This window comes from Vibrio sp. STUT-A16 (genome assembly GCF_026000495.1).
Taxonomy (GTDB): domain Bacteria; phylum Pseudomonadota; class Gammaproteobacteria; order Enterobacterales; family Vibrionaceae; genus Vibrio; species Vibrio diabolicus.
The window spans coordinates 1047944-1064958 of the sequence record NZ_AP026766.1 but is presented as its reverse complement, the minus strand read 5'-3'; the positions used below and the strand labels follow the sequence as shown (position 1 = coordinate 1064958).

17 protein-coding genes and 1 riboswitch are annotated in these 17015 nt (G+C 47.6%); of the genes, 12 read left to right on the top strand and 5 right to left on the bottom strand.

Features of this window, described 5'->3' with window-relative positions; translation table 11 throughout:
• Window positions 1–216: 216 nt before the first annotated feature.
• Window positions 217–741 carry a DUF3087 domain-containing protein gene (locus tag OO778_RS21270; RefSeq protein ID WP_074190216.1) on the bottom strand — a complete coding sequence of 175 codons (525 nt, stop codon included), beginning with the start codon at window positions 739–741 and terminating at the stop codon, window positions 217–219.
• A 160-nt stretch (window positions 742–901) separates the two neighbouring features.
• Here OO778_RS21270 and trmY point away from each other — a divergent pair, with 160 nt between their 5' ends.
• Window positions 902–1501, top strand: a complete 600-nt coding sequence (trmY, locus tag OO778_RS21265) for a tRNA (pseudouridine(54)-N(1))-methyltransferase TrmY (protein ID WP_005391842.1) — start codon at window positions 902–904, stop codon at window positions 1499–1501.
• An 80-nt stretch (window positions 1502–1581) separates the two neighbouring features.
• Here trmY and OO778_RS21260 read toward each other — a convergent pair whose 3' ends face one another.
• A complete protein-coding gene (locus OO778_RS21260; protein ID WP_074190217.1) occupies window positions 1582–2925 on the bottom strand; it encodes a TldD/PmbA family protein in 1344 nt (447 codons plus the stop codon).
• Window positions 2925–4310, bottom strand: coding sequence for a TldD/PmbA family protein (locus tag OO778_RS21255; protein WP_046875568.1), 1386 nt, complete (start codon window positions 4308–4310; stop codon window positions 2925–2927). The genes OO778_RS21260 and OO778_RS21255 overlap by 1 nt, the downstream gene beginning before the upstream one ends.
• Before the next feature lie 312 nt (window positions 4311–4622).
• Window positions 4623–4730, top strand: a riboswitch (TPP riboswitch).
• 96 nt (window positions 4731–4826) lie between these two features.
• On the opposite strand from OO778_RS21255, the gene thiD reads away from it, so the two are divergent.
• The 8 genes from thiD (at window position 4827) to OO778_RS21215 (ending at window position 11275) form a co-directional block, all read left to right on the top strand.
• Complete coding sequence (gene thiD / locus OO778_RS21250) at window positions 4827–5687, top strand: bifunctional hydroxymethylpyrimidine kinase/phosphomethylpyrimidine kinase (protein WP_074190218.1); 861 nt, start codon at window positions 4827–4829, stop codon at window positions 5685–5687.
• Complete coding sequence (locus tag OO778_RS21245) at window positions 5677–6432, top strand: ABC transporter ATP-binding protein (protein WP_074190219.1); 756 nt, start codon at window positions 5677–5679, stop codon at window positions 6430–6432. Before thiD ends, OO778_RS21245 begins: the two co-directional genes overlap by 11 nt.
• On the top strand, window positions 6425–7225 hold the full coding sequence (locus OO778_RS21240; protein WP_074190220.1) for an ABC transporter permease: 801 nt from the start codon (window positions 6425–6427) through the stop codon (window positions 7223–7225). The genes OO778_RS21245 and OO778_RS21240 overlap by 8 nt, the downstream gene beginning before the upstream one ends.
• Window positions 7226–7247: 22 nt before the next feature.
• Complete coding sequence (locus OO778_RS21235) at window positions 7248–8198, top strand: ABC transporter substrate-binding protein (RefSeq protein WP_104216491.1); 951 nt, start codon at window positions 7248–7250, stop codon at window positions 8196–8198.
• 18 nt (window positions 8199–8216) lie between these two features.
• Window positions 8217–8879: a thiaminase II gene (tenA, locus tag OO778_RS21230; protein WP_264911553.1), complete on the top strand. Its 663-nt coding sequence runs from the start codon at window positions 8217–8219 to the stop codon at window positions 8877–8879.
• An 18-nt stretch (window positions 8880–8897) separates the two neighbouring features.
• Window positions 8898–9689 (top strand): hydroxyethylthiazole kinase, encoded by a 792-nt coding sequence (gene thiM / locus OO778_RS21225; protein ID WP_005391861.1) that lies wholly within the window; start codon window positions 8898–8900, stop codon window positions 9687–9689.
• A gap of 63 nt (window positions 9690–9752) precedes the next feature.
• Complete coding sequence (gene thiE / locus OO778_RS21220) at window positions 9753–10367, top strand: thiamine phosphate synthase (RefSeq protein WP_264911552.1); 615 nt, start codon at window positions 9753–9755, stop codon at window positions 10365–10367.
• Between the two features lie 182 nt (window positions 10368–10549).
• Window positions 10550–11275: a phosphatase PAP2 family protein gene (locus OO778_RS21215; protein ID WP_264911551.1), complete on the top strand. Its 726-nt coding sequence runs from the start codon at window positions 10550–10552 to the stop codon at window positions 11273–11275.
• Window positions 11276–11345: 70 nt separating this feature from the next.
• On the opposite strand, the gene OO778_RS21210 is transcribed toward OO778_RS21215, so the two are convergent.
• Window positions 11346–13793 (bottom strand): trimethylamine-N-oxide reductase 2, encoded by a 2448-nt coding sequence (locus OO778_RS21210; RefSeq protein WP_264911550.1) that lies wholly within the window; start codon window positions 13791–13793, stop codon window positions 11346–11348.
• A 22-nt stretch (window positions 13794–13815) separates the two neighbouring features.
• Window positions 13816–14910, bottom strand: a complete 1095-nt coding sequence (locus OO778_RS21205) for a NapC/NirT family cytochrome c (RefSeq protein ID WP_264911549.1) — start codon at window positions 14908–14910, stop codon at window positions 13816–13818.
• Between the two features lie 270 nt (window positions 14911–15180).
• Here OO778_RS21205 and OO778_RS21200 point away from each other — a divergent pair, with 270 nt between their 5' ends.
• From OO778_RS21200 to OO778_RS21190, 3 genes are read left to right on the top strand one after another with little or no spacing between them, the layout of a single operon-like run.
• A complete protein-coding gene (locus tag OO778_RS21200; protein WP_047009770.1) occupies window positions 15181–15696 on the top strand; it encodes a GNAT family N-acetyltransferase in 516 nt (171 codons plus the stop codon).
• 9 nt (window positions 15697–15705) lie between these two features.
• Window positions 15706–16437 (top strand): glucose 1-dehydrogenase, encoded by a 732-nt coding sequence (locus OO778_RS21195; RefSeq protein ID WP_047009769.1) that lies wholly within the window; start codon window positions 15706–15708, stop codon window positions 16435–16437.
• A gap of 1 nt (window position 16438) precedes the next feature.
• Window positions 16439–16909, top strand: coding sequence for a GNAT family N-acetyltransferase (locus OO778_RS21190; protein ID WP_124008234.1), 471 nt, complete (start codon window positions 16439–16441; stop codon window positions 16907–16909).
• Window positions 16910–17015 lie beyond the last annotated feature (106 nt).

The following is a 17015-nucleotide window of genomic DNA, read 5'->3' as shown; positions in this document are numbered from 1 at the left end:
TTTTAAATTAATTTTTAGAAGCTTTTCTTTCGCCTTGTTGCCAACCGCTTTTGCGTTTCCGCTTTGCCCTGACAACGGAGGCGCATTATAGGGAGATGATTTTTCTTGGCAACCCCTTTTTAGAAAAAAAACTAAAAAAAAACGTCGAGTGATTAAATCTCACTCAAACGCTTATTTTTAGCACTCAGTTGTTAACTTCAAGTAGCAAATAGGCAATCAGTATGTGTCTACCCAGCTCTCTTTAAAGCTGGTGATATCAAGATCCAGTGATTGCTCCGCTTCGATTTGCTCAATTGCCTCTAATTCTTTATTTACACTACTCATCGTCAATGTGTTGTTGTCTAACTCAAACACTTGTTGTTGCGTTGTGTAATAGAACTTAAGCGTAGTGAGCGCTTTTACATCGTCATTGCTCGCGGCTGCTTTAATGCTTTTTAGTTTACGAAATATTTTGTTGTGCAGTTGCTTGAGCTTCCAAACGTACAACACCTCTTCCATGTATGGCCGAGTTTTAATTTGATTCAATAAAGAGAGGGAAGTTGCGACTGCGAGAAGGACACCAATCAAATTCCAATGAAAGTTTCCCGTTGATTGTTCAGGTACGACTTCAGTGTTGCCAAACAAAACAATAAGCAAGGTACTAAAGGCAAGAGATGAGATAGCGAGCAACGCAACAAAAGCGCCAATCACAAGGTTTACTTTCTTTTTATAAATGTCTTTATTTATCTTTTTGATTTCCATATACCGCTCCTAACAGGGTTGCCTCCTATTCTAACCAGCACACTCCGCACGACAATCGAAGCTTTGTAAGTAAGTTCACATTTACTATTAAACTCGCATCCCTTCCCTGCTTGGGTATATACTTCCGCGCATTCACTCTTCCTATATAGAGGCTAAATTCATGCGCTCTTTTGTTTTACGAGCTCGCGCGGCGCCAACGACCAGCAAAGCACTATTAGAAGGTGTTGGTAACGAGGCGCATACCGAGATCCTTGCTCATACCATGATGAACACCATGTTCGTGGCACAATCTCACCGTGAAGATGTGGTTGTCCACTTGGTATTAGAGAGCACGAAGGATTACTCGCGCACGATTACCATTCGTTCAAACGACATTACCAATATTGGTGGTTTTCACGAGTCAACGTTGATCGATGCCGTTGCCCGTGCGTTAGACGCATCTGTTGGTATGGGTAAAGAGCAGCTTCGTGAAGTTGAACCCGGTATTACGGTTCGTACAGTGAGCTTTGAACGCTTGGTGCAAGAACTGGCGGAAGACCACCAACTTTATATGTTGGACAAGAAAGGCGAATTTGTTCGTGACGCAGAAATTGGTGAAAATCCATGTTTCTTACTAACCGATCACATTCCGATGCCAAAGAAGTCGTTCAACAGCTTGAAGCGCCTAGGTACTGAGAAAATCAGCCTTGGGCCTAAGATGCTGTTTGCTTCTCAGTGTGTAGTACTGATCCACAACGAACTGGATATCCGCGAATTCTAGTTATTCGCGTACACGTTGCTAGATGATGAAAGAGGACTCGATTGAGTCCTCTTTTTTGTTTCTGATTTTCTATACCGCGCTTATTTGCCGCCAATACTCAAGCGAGCAAAACGCACATCTGGCGCGAAGAAAGTGCAGCTATCATTAATAAGCTGGGTATCACCCACAGCTTCTACTTCTTGCAGCATCTTGTAGAAGTTACCTGCAACTGTAATTCCGCGCACAGGTTGAACACGTTGACCATCACGGCACAAGAAACCACTCGCACCAAATGAGAAATCACCACTGACAGCATCTGCACCAGAGTGAACCCCTTGCAGCTCCACTAATTCTAGGTATTCACCTGCTTTGACTTCTGACGCACTGCTGTTGCCTGTCGCAATCACTTTGTGATTCGCTGATACGTCTAAGCTCGATTTTGCACCGCGAGCGGCACTTGCTGTCGAGACTGCGCCCAAGTAACTTGCGGTCTGGCTGTTGTGTAGCAAGGTTTTCAGCTCACCATTAGCAATCATCACATTATCTTGAGTAGCGAAGCCTTCACTATCAAAACTCGCGATTGCCATACCATTTGGCATGTAAGCCGTATCAGTAAAGGTAATCAAGTCACTCGCAACACGTTGACCAAGCTTATCACCCAGTGGCGTAATGCCTTTCATCGCGCTTACACCAGAGAAAGCACTGCCGAAAGCACCGAATAAACTTGCCAGCGCATTGATGTGGAAAATAGCGGGGTAGTTACCCGTCGCAACCGGTACACCTTCAAGAAGATCACGAGCAAGGTTGTAACCGCCTTCTATACAATAAGCTGGATCCAACTCATCAAAACGGCGACCTAGCGACATTCTTCCCGCCATCGACTGTTTGCCGTCTTTTTCAAACAGGGTATACGCGTAACAAGTGAACGATCGCTCGAAATGTTGACATAACGTACCTTGAGTATTCGCGATGATGAGCTGAGTTTCACCGTCACTGTACCCATTGTATGGTGCGCTAGAGGCGTGAGGCAGAGCTACTACGCCTTGCTCAAGTGCGAGAGACAGTTCAATTTTTTCCTCAACCGAAGTTGTGTCTTCTTGAGCAATCTCAGCCACGTCAGTCGTGATTTGGCTGTTCACGCAACTAATGCTCTGATGTTCATCTTGCTTGGAAAAGCGAGCACTTTGCAGCGCGTTTGTGAGCATCAAATCTAAACTTGGTTGCTCTAGTGATTCAGAATAACTTGTCGCGACACGAGCATCTTTAATAACTCGAACACCCAGCACTTGGCTTGAGCTAACTTTGTACTCATCCAGCTTGCCTTGGTTTGCTTTCAGAGAAAAGCTGCTGTTGCGGTTTACAATGACGTCCGCTTCTGCGCCTTGACGCTTTGCTTCTGATAGGACGTAATCAACCGCATTAAGAAGTTGTTTTTCTTGGCTCATTAGTTACCGCCTCCTACCAGAATATTATCTACTTTCAGTGTTGGCTGACCGACTGTTGTTGGTACTGAACCACTTACTGAACCACACATGCCCGGCGCAAGCGCCATGTCTTTGCCGACCATGCTGATTTCTTTCAACACTTTTGGGCCCGTGCTGATAAGCGTTGCTGTTTTCAGAGGTTTGGTGATTTTGCCATTTTCAATGAGGTAAGCTTCACGAACAGCAAAGTTAAACTCGCCCGTTCCCGGTTGAACCGAGCCGCCGCCCATCTTCTTCGCATAGATACCACGTTCGATACCTGCCAGCATGTCGTCAAGTGAATGCTCGCCTTCTTCGATAAAGGTGTTACGCATCCGCGAGGTTGGTGCGAACTTGTAGTTCTGACGACGACCAGAACCCGTAGGCTCATAACCTGTCTTCATGCCACCCATTTTATCGACCATAAAGCTGGTTAGCTTACCGTCTTTGATCAATTGAGTGCGCTGAGTCTTCATGCCTTCGTCATCAACATGAATCGAGCCCCATTCGTTGGTCATGGTGCCATCATCAACTGCATTCACTGCGGTGTGAGCAACCATTTCGCCCATCTTGTCGTGGAATACGGACGCTTTCTTCGCAACCGAAGTGGTTTCGAGTAAGTGGCCACACGCTTCATGGAAGATAACGCCGCCAAAGCCGTTACCAATTACCACTGGCATTTCACCTGATGGACAAGCATCCGCGCCAAGTTTCACTAACGCTTGCTGCGCGATAGTTTGACCCAGCTCTTTCGAATCAAGTTGTTCGCTGAACTCCCAACCAGCAAGAGCGCCAGGACCTTCCATACCAGAAGACTGCTCATTACCTTTTTGAGCAACGGTGTTACCCGCCACACGAATGTAGTGACGCGTATCGTCTACATGCAAACCTTCTGAGTTGAAGATAGACACTTGCTGCTCGCGCTGAAGCACACTACCAATGAACTGGCTGATGTACTCACTTTCTGCACGCGCAGCTTGGTCAACTTTCAATAGAAACGCGATTTTTGAATCTAAGTTGGCATCCTGACTTAACGGCATGCGGCAACCGTGTTGGATTGGGTAGCGGTTCAAATTTAAAGAACCTGCTGACGCGATTTGCTCACGCTTGTCTTTTGCCGCAAGCAATGAGGTTACGCGTTTTAGCTCGGCTTCGTCCGTGCTATTGGTGTATCCATAAAGCACTTTGTGACCGAAGAAGAGGCGAATACCGATACCAAAATCAATCCCCGAATTGATCTTGTCCACCTCACCAGATGCGATCTGGACGGTGTTAGTTTGATGATGTTCAACGAATAGTTCAGCGAAATCAGCCCCTAAAAAGAGAGCATGATCGATCACTGACTTCGCTGTTGCAGAATTAAGCATGAAGTCTCCTTGCTCGATGATCGTCTTAGCCTTCCTAATTAACTGTCGAAAAGTTCAACAAAGTTAAATTGGCAACGCGTTAAATTTTAACAGTTTTTTAACCTTGTTTTGTGCTAATCCTTGCTTAGCGAGACCACGATTATTTATTAAATATTCCAGGTTCAGCTCTTTCACCAGAGCGTTGCACTAGTAAATTCCACACGACGAACCATTTAGATGCTTACTCTATCACTCACCTCGCATAATTGAATACTCAATAATAATTACTCTCAAAAAACGTATCCCTTCTACAAGGGTCCTGCTATCATCCGAGCGAAATAGTCGGGGGGCCACGCGATAAGCGTTGGCTGAGATCGAGATTCGAGACCCGTTGAACCTGATTCAGTTAGCACTGACGTAGGGAACTATGCGCACTTTGCCTTTCGCCGCTCCTCTTTGGCGAGCGAAACGATCGAACAATCGATCTATCCACAACGGTCAAAGTCAGTTCCTATACGTCTTGTAGTAGGAGCGACCATGACGCAGCAATCACAGCCATCTTTACACCAGGCACAATCACCTATAACCACCCCTGTTGTCTTAACCATCGCAGGCTCCGACAGCGGCGGCGGCGCAGGCATCCAAGCCGATATCAAAGCGATGTCCGCAACTGGCAGCTTTGCCTGCTCAGTGATTACCGCCATCACCTCACAAAACACGCAAGGCGTTTCTGCGATTTTCCCGATCCCACTTGATCACGTTGAAAGCCAACTCGATGCGGTGTTTACCGATCTCAATATTGTGGCGGTAAAAGTCGGCATGCTGGCGGATTCGAACATCATCAAAGTGGTGGCAAGCAAAATAAGACAGTACCAACCCAAGCATCTTGTGATTGATCCCGTCATGGTCGCCACCAGCGGTGATTTGCTACTTGAGCAATCAGCAATCAGCACATTAAAAGAAGAACTAATTCCACTGGCAGACATCATCACTCCTAACCTGCCAGAAGGTGCAGCATTGACGGGTAAGCCAGTGCCTCAATCAGAATCTGAAATGAACGATATGATTACCGACCTTCGTGCACTTGGTGCCAAAGCTATTCTGCTCAAAGGCGGTCATCTTGAAGAAAATGAAAACAGCAACGATCTGCTGATCATGCAAAACAGTGCGGAGTTAATCAGCGCCAAGCGTTTTCCGACCAAAAACACCCACGGTACGGGCTGTACACTGTCTTCCGCCATTGCGTCTTACCTTAGTCAAGGCAACAACCTGCACAAAGCGGTGCACCTTGGTAAGCAGTACATCAGCCAAGCTATCGCACACGCGGATGAATTGGAAGTGGGGAAAGGTCACGGACCAGTGAATCACTTCTTTGCGGGTCATACCTATGTTCGCTAACGCGATTGGCATTCAGCTTTCCGATGCCAGTCTGCAATACAAAGATAGCCAAACACCGACTTTAGCGGGAGTGAACATGACCATTCCCGTCGGTAAATGGACGGTATTACTCGGACGAAGTGGCTGCGGGAAAACCACAATATTGCGTTACTTAGCTGGCCTACTGGATGACCAAGTTGACTGGCATGGCGAACTCATCACAACCGATGGCGCTGCACTGCATGACCGTATCGCTTACATGGCTCAACAGGATTTATTGCTACCGTGGTTGAATGTGTTAGACAACGTCTGCCTCAGTTCTCGATTTTCTCAAGAGCAAGCACCAGAGCAAAATAGACAACGTGCACTGACTTTACTCAGCCAAGTGGGACTCGCCGATTACGCGGATGCTAAGCCAGCTCAGCTCTCTGGCGGTATGAGACAGCGTGTTGCCCTTGCTCGTACTCTGATGCAAGACAAGCCTCTGGTTCTGATGGATGAGCCCTTCTCTGCGCTGGACGCGGTTACTCGCCATAAGTTGCAAACCTTGTCTGCCGAATTATTGAAAGATAAGACGGTTGTTCTGATTACCCACGACCCACAAGAAGCGGTGCGATTGGCACACCAACTCTATGTGTTACAAGGCACGCCTGCTCAAGCGCAGCACTTGGTTGTTCCGGACGCCAAGCCACCAAGATCTCTCGATGGAGAATGCGCAACTCTACAACAAGCGATTTTGAATCAATTGGAGAAAGACTATGAGTGATATGACTCAGTACAACTCCGTTTCGGCGCGTATCAGTAAAAAGGAACGCGTGACTCATCCGGCATTGCGTCTGCTAATCAGCGCAGCCGTGATCTTAGGTTTGTGGCAACTCATTGTAGTGGTGTTTGACATGCCAAGCTTCATCTTGCCTTCGCCGATTGAAGTATTGGATAGATTAGTCACTCGATACGACGTGCTACTCAAACACACTTGGGTTACCGCGCAAGAGATCCTACTTGGCCTCGCACTCGGCTTATCGATGGGTTTGCTATTCGCTTTGCAAATGCTGATGTTCGAGCCGCTCAAACGCTGGCTATTGCCGATTCTTATCGCTAGCCAAGCAATTCCAGTATTTGCTATCGCGCCAGTGCTCATGCTTTGGCTGGGTTACGGCATTGCATCGAAAGTAGTAATGGCGGCGATCATCATCTTTTTCCCCGTCACGACATGCTGCTACGACGGTTTACGCAATACACCAACTGGTTACCTCGATCTTGCCAAAACCATGGGCGCATCGAAATGGCAATTACTGCGCCATATTCAACTCCCTGCCGCCCTACCAACGTTAGCGTCTGGTATTCGTGTTGCCGTCGTTATTGCGCCGATTGGTGCCGTGGTAGGTGAATGGGTTGGTTCAAGTGAGGGCCTAGGCTATCTGATGCTGCAAGCCAACGCTCGCATGATCATCGATGAGATGTTCGCGGCGCTGTTTATTCTCGCCGCACTGTCTATCACACTCTATTTCACCACTGACAAATTACTGAAAAAAGCCATTCCCTGGGAAAACAAATAGGGAAAGAAAAAGGAAGAACCCCGTGAATAAAAACAAACTCATGAGCGCTGTTGCTCTGCTCGCATCAATTGTTTCAACTAACGTACTTGCTGCCGAAAAAGAGCTTACTTTAATGCTGGATTGGTTCGTTAACCCGAACCATGGCCCTATAGTGATTGCACAAGAACGAGGCTACTTTAAACAGCAAGGTTTGAAGGTAGATATCCAAGAACCCGCCGACCCAAGCACACCACCTAAACTAGTTGCAGCTGGCAAAGTCGATATGGCGATTTCATACCAACCTAGCCTGACCATCGACGTAGCGGCTGGCTTGCCATTAATTCGCTCTGCGACCTTAATTGCAACTCCCCTCAACACGTTGATGGTGTTGGACAACGGTAAGAATGAAAACCTTGGCGACTTGAAAGGCAAGAAAATTGGTATTGCGATCGCCGGTAACGAAGAAGCGACAATCGGCACCATGCTTGCGCAAGAGAACGTGAAGTTTTCTGACGTACAAATCATCAACGTAGGTTGGGCGCTGTCTTCCTCTCTTGCTTCTGGCAAGGTGGATGCGATTTGGGGCGGCCTACGTAACTTCGAAACCAACCAACTTGCCCTAGAAGGCTACAAAGCCAAAGCCTTCTTCCCAGAAGAACACGGCGTACCAGCGTATGACGAACTGGTGTTTGTGGCGAATGCAAAAACCTACGACAAAGCCGCTATCAAAGCGTTCAACAAAGCGCTGGAGCAAGCGACTACTTACATCGTCAACCATCCGAAAAAGTCCTGGAAAGAGTTTGTCGCTTACTCACCAGACACGCTAAACAACGAGCTCAACCAACGCGCTTGGAACGACACGTTAACTCGTTTCGCGCTTCGCCCATCGGCAGTCGACCTAAAACGCTATGACGATTACGCCGAGTTCATGTACTCACAAAAAATCATCGAAACGCTACCAAAAGCAAAAGATTACGTACCGAGTTTTGACTAATTACGAGGCTGCCCCATTATGAAATACCAAGATTTGATCGACGCTTGCCGCCAAGATTGGCAAGAATACACTGAGCATGCCTTCGTGCAGCAATTGGCCAAAGGCACGCTGGCTCAACCTTGTTTTCTGCATTACTTGAAACAAGATTTCTTATTCCTAAAACAGTACGCGCGAGCTTATGCGCTGGCAATCTACAAAGCACGTACGTTAGGCGACATGCGCCGCGCACTACCAAGTGTACATGCGCTTTTAGATTCAGAGATTGCCCACCATGTTACCTACTGCGGTCAGTGGGGATTGACGGAATCTGATCTCGAAAACGAGCCGGAAGATTTTGGCACGGTGGCTTACACGCGCTACGTATTGGATGCAGGCATGACGGGCGACTTAGTTGACTTGTATGCCGCGCTCGCCCCTTGCTCCATCGGCTACGCCGTCATTGGTAAAATGCTGATTGAAGATGAAAACACGGTATTCGAAGGCAATCCTTACGCAAGTTGGATTAACTTGTACGGCGGTGAAGAGTTCCAATCAGGCGTGACAAGTGGGGCCGAACACTTTAACCAGTTGCTGGCTGAAATCGACATCCACAGCCAGCGCGGTCAAAACCTGATTCAGGTCTTCAAAACTGCAACGCGTATGGAAGTGGCGTTTTGGCAACAAGGTCTAAACGCGCAATAAGGTTAATTGGAGAATCTCATGTTAATAGAACAAATCACTCAAGCATTAACCGCAGTGCGTCAGCAAAAGCCTTTAGTCGTGAACATTACCAACTACGTGGTGATGAACAACACGGCGAACGCTTTGTTGGCTATCGGTGCTTCGCCAATCATGGCGCATTCAAAGCAAGAAATGGCAGAAATGATGTCGTTTGCTGGCGCTTTGGTGATCAACATCGGCACCCTAGACAGCGTTTGGACGCCGCGCATGAGCTATGCCGTCGAGCAAGCCAACTCGAACGGTAAAATCGTTGTGCTCGACCCTGTCGGTTGCGGTGCAAGTTCACTACGTACCGAAACCTCGCGCGAAATCGCCCGCCTTGCAAACAAGTTAATCATTCGTGGTAATGCGTCCGAAATCATTGCTCTCGCTGGTGAGCAAGCGCAAAGCAAAGGTGTAGATGCACTCGACAGTAGTGATGCAGCCCTTGGGGCGGCTCACTTCTTAATTGAAGAATATGGAGCGAGCGTGGTGATCTCCGGCGAAACTGACTACATCGTGACAAAAGAGCAAACCGTCCAGTTGAATAATGGTCACGAGATGATGCCATACGTAACGGGCATGGGCTGCACACTGACGGCACTGACTGGCGCTTTCGCAGCAATCGGCGACGAAACAGGCCTTGCTGCGGCAGCGGTGCTTGGCGTTGTGGGTGAAATTGCGGCTGAGCAAGCGCGAGGGCCAGGTAGCTTGCAAATGCATCTTTTGGATGAGCTTTACCAACTGGATGAAGAAACACTGGCAACACGTCTTAAATTACAAGTGAGATAAATCGCTTCTCAATGCTTTAAACGCCTCTCACTCCAACTAAAGTGGGAGGCGAAAGGAAACACAATGAACGCCTATCGTTTGTATTTGGTCACCGACGACCAACAAGATTTACCCACTCTCAAACACGTTGTAAGAATGGCGGTAGAAGGTGGGGTCACCATGGTGCAAGTTCGCGAAAAGCACGGTGATGTACGTGCGTTTATCGAACGTGCTCAAGCCGTCAAGACGATCCTTGAAGGCACTGACGTCCCGTTAATCATCAATGATCGTGTTGATGTTGCCCTTGCCGTCGATGCCGATGGGGTTCACCTCGGGCAGTCAGACATGCCAGCAGAGATCGCTCGTCAATTGATTGGCCCAAACAAGATTCTAGGCTTGTCGATTGAGACTGAAGAGCAGTTGGCAGAGGCGGATTCTCTGCCCATTGATTACATCGGTTTGAGTGCCATCTTCGCTACACCAACCAAAACCAACACCAAAAAACACTGGGGTATTGAAGGTTTGAAGATGGCGCTGAACACCACGTCTTTACCAATCGTCGCTATTGGTGGCATCAACGAAACCAACATTCCTGCCCTGAGTACGACAGGTGTGCATGGTTTGGCTTTGGTTTCTGCCATTTGTCATGCAGAAAACCCAACCAAAGCAGCAGAGTACTTACTTTCTCTGATGGATTAAGACCCCAACGCTTAAGGATGAGCGCCTTTACCCTCCGGATAAATGCCATCAATTCATCACTCAACCTTCATTCTCTCGTCAAATTGACAAAGCGTTGATAAGTTTTTCACGCCAGATAACGTAAGATAAGCCCCTTATTTTCACGTGGTTGAATAACCCTCAATAAAAACAAAACGCTCTCAATGAAAACCAAAAAATATGGATTGATGATGCTCGCCTTGTTTGTTCTTGGCATCATCCCAATGTCGCTGTTTGGCTCTTATCACAATCTCACTTCACAGGTGCCTGAAAGTCTGGGTATTACTTTTACTTTGCTCACAGATTCTGCTGGAAGCAAAGGCTTTTTAATTACCTTAACGCTGCTACTGCTTTCTTTATTTCGCTTTAAACCAAGTCGCACTGAGTGGATGCAAAAACTCTCAATGTTAGGGCTGTTACTTGTGATTGGCTTTGCCAGCAAAACGGGGCTAAAACTGATGACAGAAAGCCCGCGCCCATACACGGAATTGCTCGCAGCAGAACAATTGATTGAAACACCAGAAACGTTTTATCAGTTGGAGACAAAGCAACAAGCCAACGTAATTAACCAGATTTCTGAACACGTCAGTGATTGGCGGACACGCCATTGGCAAGGCGAGAAAGACTATTCTTTCCCATCCGGCCATACGATTTTCGTTTCGATTTGTTTGGCTTTCTTTGGTGGGTTGTTCTTACAGAACAAGTGCTATATCTCTGCACTGTCATTATGGATGTGGGGAATGAGCGTCGCATATAGCCGCTTATGGCTGGGCATGCATCGCCCTGAAGATTTAATAGGTTCGGTCTTGTTTGTCGCGATTGTATTTACTTTACTCCCGACATTTCAGATTAAGAAACAGATGCCGTTTGTTTCTCTCGCTTCGCGCTAATGTGAACGATGACTAGATAAAAAAGAAGCCAGCGATTCGCTGGCTTCTTGCTTTCAAGCGCTACTTTTTTCTAGCCATTTTTTGGTGGTTCAAACGCCGTTAGTTCTAATTCTGGGCCAGTGTATTTTTCAATACGAACCAGTGCCGAGTTCGCCGCACAGCCGTTTGCAAGTCGAGAGGTCGGAATATCCAACGTTAACACGTTACAACCGCCGTTCTTACAAATGCCGGTTTTCGGATCCAAATCCGGCCAACCGCCTTCATGAATACACACTGAACCTTGCTTGATTCGGTCAGTCACTTCTGCACCAACCAATACTTGGCCACGGTTGTTAAACGCACGAACTAGATCGCCCGTTTTAATACCACGCGCTTTCGCATCTTCAGGGTGAATCCAAATAGGTTCACGGTTTGCAATTGCGTACTCTTCGCGAATCTTCGCGTAGTTAAACTGGCTGTGTAGACGATGCGCTGCGTGCGCGGTCATTAGCTGCAACTCGCCATCTTTTGCATTGCCGGTGTACTCGGTTGGTGCCATCCACGTTGGGTGTGGAGGACAGTCTTCCAACTGGTAACCTTCAATGGTTTTCGAGAAGATTTCGATCTTACCACTTGGTGTACCGAGTGGATTCATGATCGGGTCTTCACGGAAATCTGCGTAACGAACAAACTGTGCGTTCTTCTCGTTCCACTTCATCTCGATCAGTTGGTTATCTTCCCAGAACTTGCTGAAGTTCGGCATTGCTACGCGAGAGCCACGGCCACCTTGTTGCGCCGCCTTGTAGAAGCCGTACAGCCATTCCATTTCAGTCTTGCCTTCGGTGTACACGTCACGGCCACCCGGAGCTAGCATCTCTGCCATGTCCGCGAATACATCGAAGTCATTACGCGCTTCACCTTGCGGCTCAACCACTTTCTTCATTGGCACCAAGTGTTGGTTACTGTAGTCACCCGTCATCGTTAAGTCGTTACGCTCGAACGATGTGGTGATTGGCAGAACGATGTCCGCGTGCTTCGCAGCCGCCGTCCAGTAAGGCTCTGAAATCACGATCAGCTCAGGCTTTTGCCATGCTTTAATCAAGCGGTTGGTGTCTTGGTGGTGAGTAAAGTTCGCACCACCTGCCCACCAAATCATCTTGATATCTGGGAACGTCAGTTCATGACCGTTGTGATGGTAGGATTGACCTGGGTTTTCCAACGCCTCGACAATACGCGCCACAGGGAAGCTTTGCACCGCGCCAGACACCGCCCAGTCGTTACCCGCAGAAGAGCCACCACCCAGTGATGCCGAAATCGCAGGAAGTACACCAGCATCACGAGCAGGGTTACCACCGTTTGAGTAGTGGTAAGAGAAACCAAAACCACCGCCCGGTAAACCGATTTGACCCAACATCGTTGCCAGTGTAACCAGCATCCAGTGACGCTGCTCACCGTATTGTTGGCGCTGCATACCCCAACCAGCCATCAACATGGTGCGGTTTTTACTGAAGATGTCCGCCAGTAGCTCAAGTTGCTTCGCAGGTACGCCACAGATTTGTGATGCCCATTCTGCTGATTTTTCTACGCCGTCTTCTTCGCCCATCAGGTACGCTTCAAACTTATCGTAGCCTGCGGTGTATTTATCGAGGAAGGCTTTATCGTGCTTACCTTGTTTCACCAAGGTGTGTGCGATACCCATCATCATTGCTACGTCGGTCATTGGGTGAGGAGCAATCCACTCCGCATTCTCACCAAAGAACTCGATGGTTTCAGAACGAATAGGGTCAATCGCAATAACCGTCTTGCCTGATTTTTTCAATTGATGGAAGAATTCAAGACCAGCACAGTCTGTTGAGCTCCACGCGATTTTTAGAGTGTTGATTGGGTTTAAGCCCCAAAGCACAACCACATCGCTGTGCTCTAGTATCACTGGGTATGTAGTTTGTTGCTCGTACACTTCGATAGAGCCCACAACGTGCGGCATGATGATCTGCGCAGCACCCGTTGAGTAGTCACCCAAGTGGCCTGAATAGCCGCCCGCCATGCTCATGTAACGTTGCAGCAAGGTTTGTGCTTTGTGCAGCACGCCACTTGAACGCCAGCCGTAAGAACCAGCAAACACAGAAGCTGGGCCATATTCTTTGCGAATTCGCATGTGCTGCTCGTGGATCAGCTTGTAAGCCTCATCCCAAGACACACGCACAAACTCATCACTACCGCGCACACCTTCTGGCGACGATGGGTTTGCCAAGTAGCCTTTACGTACCATTGGGTACTTCACACGCGCCTTGGTATGCACTTGGTCAGGCCCTGTAGTTTGTAGACTATTTGGTACAGTTTGTGGCAGAGCATTAGTGGTCGATACTAGCTTGCCATCTTTCACTTCACATAACATTGGGCCCATGCGGCCCGCTGTCAAAATGCCCTTGCCACGCTGGTTTGAAGACGCAACAGACATAGGCGCAAAAGAAGTAAATGCCATGGCGCCAGCCGCCATACCTGTGCCTTTTAGAAATCCACGACGGGTTAAATTAGTCATAATCTTATCCTTCTATTTATCGTTAGTGACCAACCACATCTTTCGCGTGGTGCTGGAAGAACTTAGTAAGAATTTCTAGGTTTTCGGCAGTGATGTCTGTTCGATCACCCATACTCTTCGCCACTGGTCCCCATGCGTTCACTGTGAAGTGATTTGAAGGAATTTTCGCGTGACAAGTTGCACAATAAACGTTGTCTAGCTCTTCTGCGTATGACCAAACTGGGTCAAGTGTATCCACAACAGGAGAATCGATCGTGCCTGTTAGTGACACTGCGCGCCATTCGTTGCCGTAAACGTCGGCCTTAAACTCACCGCCCTCAAGAGCTTGCTGACCTTGCTCGTTTAGCGTTGCTACGATGGCACGTTGACCTTCACCCATGTACAGCACTTGCTCTGCGCCTTTCATTTGGAATGCGTCCAACTTAACAGTACGCTCATCACCTTCAGAGCTGATTACTTCTAACTTCGTCGTTGGGTTAATTTTACCCATTTCACCCATTGCGATTTCAGTCACAGGGTAAACGACTTTGGCACCAGGTGATGTTTTTGTGGTGAAGCTCATCAACGTTTCAAATGCCTTGCTGTCTAGCTCAGCTTCTGGTGCAAAGTGAGCAACGCCTTTGTGACAATCGATACACGTTTGATCGTTCGCTTTTGCGTACTCGTGCATTTTCGCTGCATCGCGAGATTGCTCAAATTCTTCCATCGCGTCAAAGTCGTGGCAAGAACGGCACGTTGCAGAGTCGTTTTCACGGAACTGCTCCCACACCATCTCCGCAAGCTCTTTGCGGTGCGCTTCGTATTTTTCTGGCGTGTCGATCTTGCCAGTCACGAACTCATGGTAGATGTCTTTCGATGCACGAATCTTCGTGATCAGGTAGTCCATCGGTTCTTGTGGGATGTGGCAATCAGAACACTCGGCACGAATGCCTTTCGCATTACTGAAGTGCACTGAGCCTTGGTACTCTTTGTAAGGGATTTCCATAGAGTGGCACGAGAGACAGAACTCAGTATCAGAGGTGTAATGCATTACCGCTGCAGTACCACCTAATGTTAACCAGCCCACACCAATGCCGGCAGCAACCAGCAGTGCAACATATCGTTTTTTTATTGACATAATTAGCAACACTTCCAAATAAAATGTAATTATAGATCGCAAAATACTACTTTATGGGTAGTTCTCTCTTGATCCACATCATTTCCGTGTTGCTCTATGTGTCTCAAGTATGAAATTTCGTTATTTTCATCCCACAAATGAGTATTCAGTAAGAATTCATTCCCCAACTAGACATTCACCACACAAATCACTTTTGTAAGTGCAACCGTTTGATTAAAGAGATAAGAGGATGAGAAACTGGCTCTCTACATAAATGCTGTAAGGACACGCATGTCAGTTTATATTGAGACTCACCGAAGCCGATTAAGACCTATCGAAGCCAGCGATTGGGAACTATTTCAGCGATTACATTCCGAACCAGAGATCATTGAGCTCTGTTTTGATCGCCCGAGCGAAAAACAAATAAAAGAAAAATTTGCTTCGCGATTATTACCATGGACACCAGACAGTCAGCACTGGCTTTGCCTCGTCATACTCGATAAGCAATCTGAACAACCGATTGGCGTCACTGGCCTTGCCATTGAAGAAGGTAACGCAGAGGTGGGTTACTTACTTTTGCCTGAATTTCATGGCCGACAGTTTGGAACAGAAACCCTTCAAGCGCTTCTAAATTGGGCGAGAGCAACACATGACATCGACCGCTTTTCCGCTACGGTCACTGAAGGGAATATTGCTTCAGAGCGTGTTCTCATGAAGTGCGGATTCGAGCTATCTGAAGTCATTCCTGACGCATACCAAATTGGCGACAAGCGTTACGCCGACAAAATCTACTCGCTACAAAAATAAGGATGTATTTTGAATAAAGTAGTCATCGTTACTGGCGCAAGCCGAGGCATTGGAGCCGCAACGGCGAAAAAACTGGCCGAGCAAGGCTATGCCGTGTGTGTTAATTACCGTGCGCAAAGTGAAGCAGCTCACCAAGTGATCAGAGACATACAAGCAAATGGCGGAAAAGCGATCGCCGTTCAAGCAGATGTATCGGACGAGCAACAAGTGCTCAATCTTTTCGATGCAACAGAAAACGCACTAGGCTCAGTCACCCATTTGGTCAACAACGTTGGCATTCTATTTACTCAGTCACCGTTGGCGGAAATCAGCTTGGAACGCTTTCAGAAAGTAATGAACACTAATGTGAATAGCTGCTTTCTCTGTTGTAGAGAAGCGGCGAAGCGATTCAGTACTGGTGGCGCAATTGTGAATGTTTCTTCTGGGGCATCACGCTCAGGCGCGCCATTCGAATATGTCGATTACGCCACATCAAAAGGCGCAATGGATACCTTAACCAAAGGGCTATCGCTTGAATTGGCAGACCGAAATATTCGCGTCAATGGCGTTCGACCTGGTTTCATTTATACCGATATGCACGCCGATGGTGGAGAACCAAACCGAGTGGATAGGCTCAGCCCTCAAATTCCACTGAAACGGGGCGGCACGGTAGAAGAAGTGGCGAATGCGATCGCTTGGCTACTCAGTGATGAAGCTTCTTATGTTACAGGCTCTTTTATCGATCTTTCAGGCGGTAAGTAAAATGGAAGTCAACATTCGACAAGCAACTCCTGACGATTTGGATGCAATTTTTGAATTAAACCTACAAATCAACGCACTGCATTTTGCCAACGCGCCTGAAGCTTTTGTAGCACCTTCGGAAGACGACCGAGCGTTCCTCACTCAGGCTCTCGAGAATGATGAACGCTTGTTTTTAGTCGCAGAACATGAAAAGGAGGTAGTCGGCTTTTTAACCGCGATGATCACTCAGAATGAAACCGTCAGCTTTCTGATCAAAGATCCAATTTGTCGAGTAGGAACGATTGTTGTCGATGAGGAGCAGAAGCAGCAGGGCATCGGTCGCCAACTGCTTGAGGTCTGTGAGCAATGGGCGCGCGATGCCAATGCTACACAAGTTCGATTAGAAGTGATGGAATTCAATCAACCAGCACAGCGGTTTTACGACAAGCAAGGTTTTAAAACTAACTCACGCATTATGCTGAAACATTTGTAACGATAACGACAATTAAGCGCTTTTCACGACTAAAGCCACCTAAATCGCATTTATCGATGCAATTTATCCCCTGATTTTAGAAAAGACGATATGATGTGCGGATAAA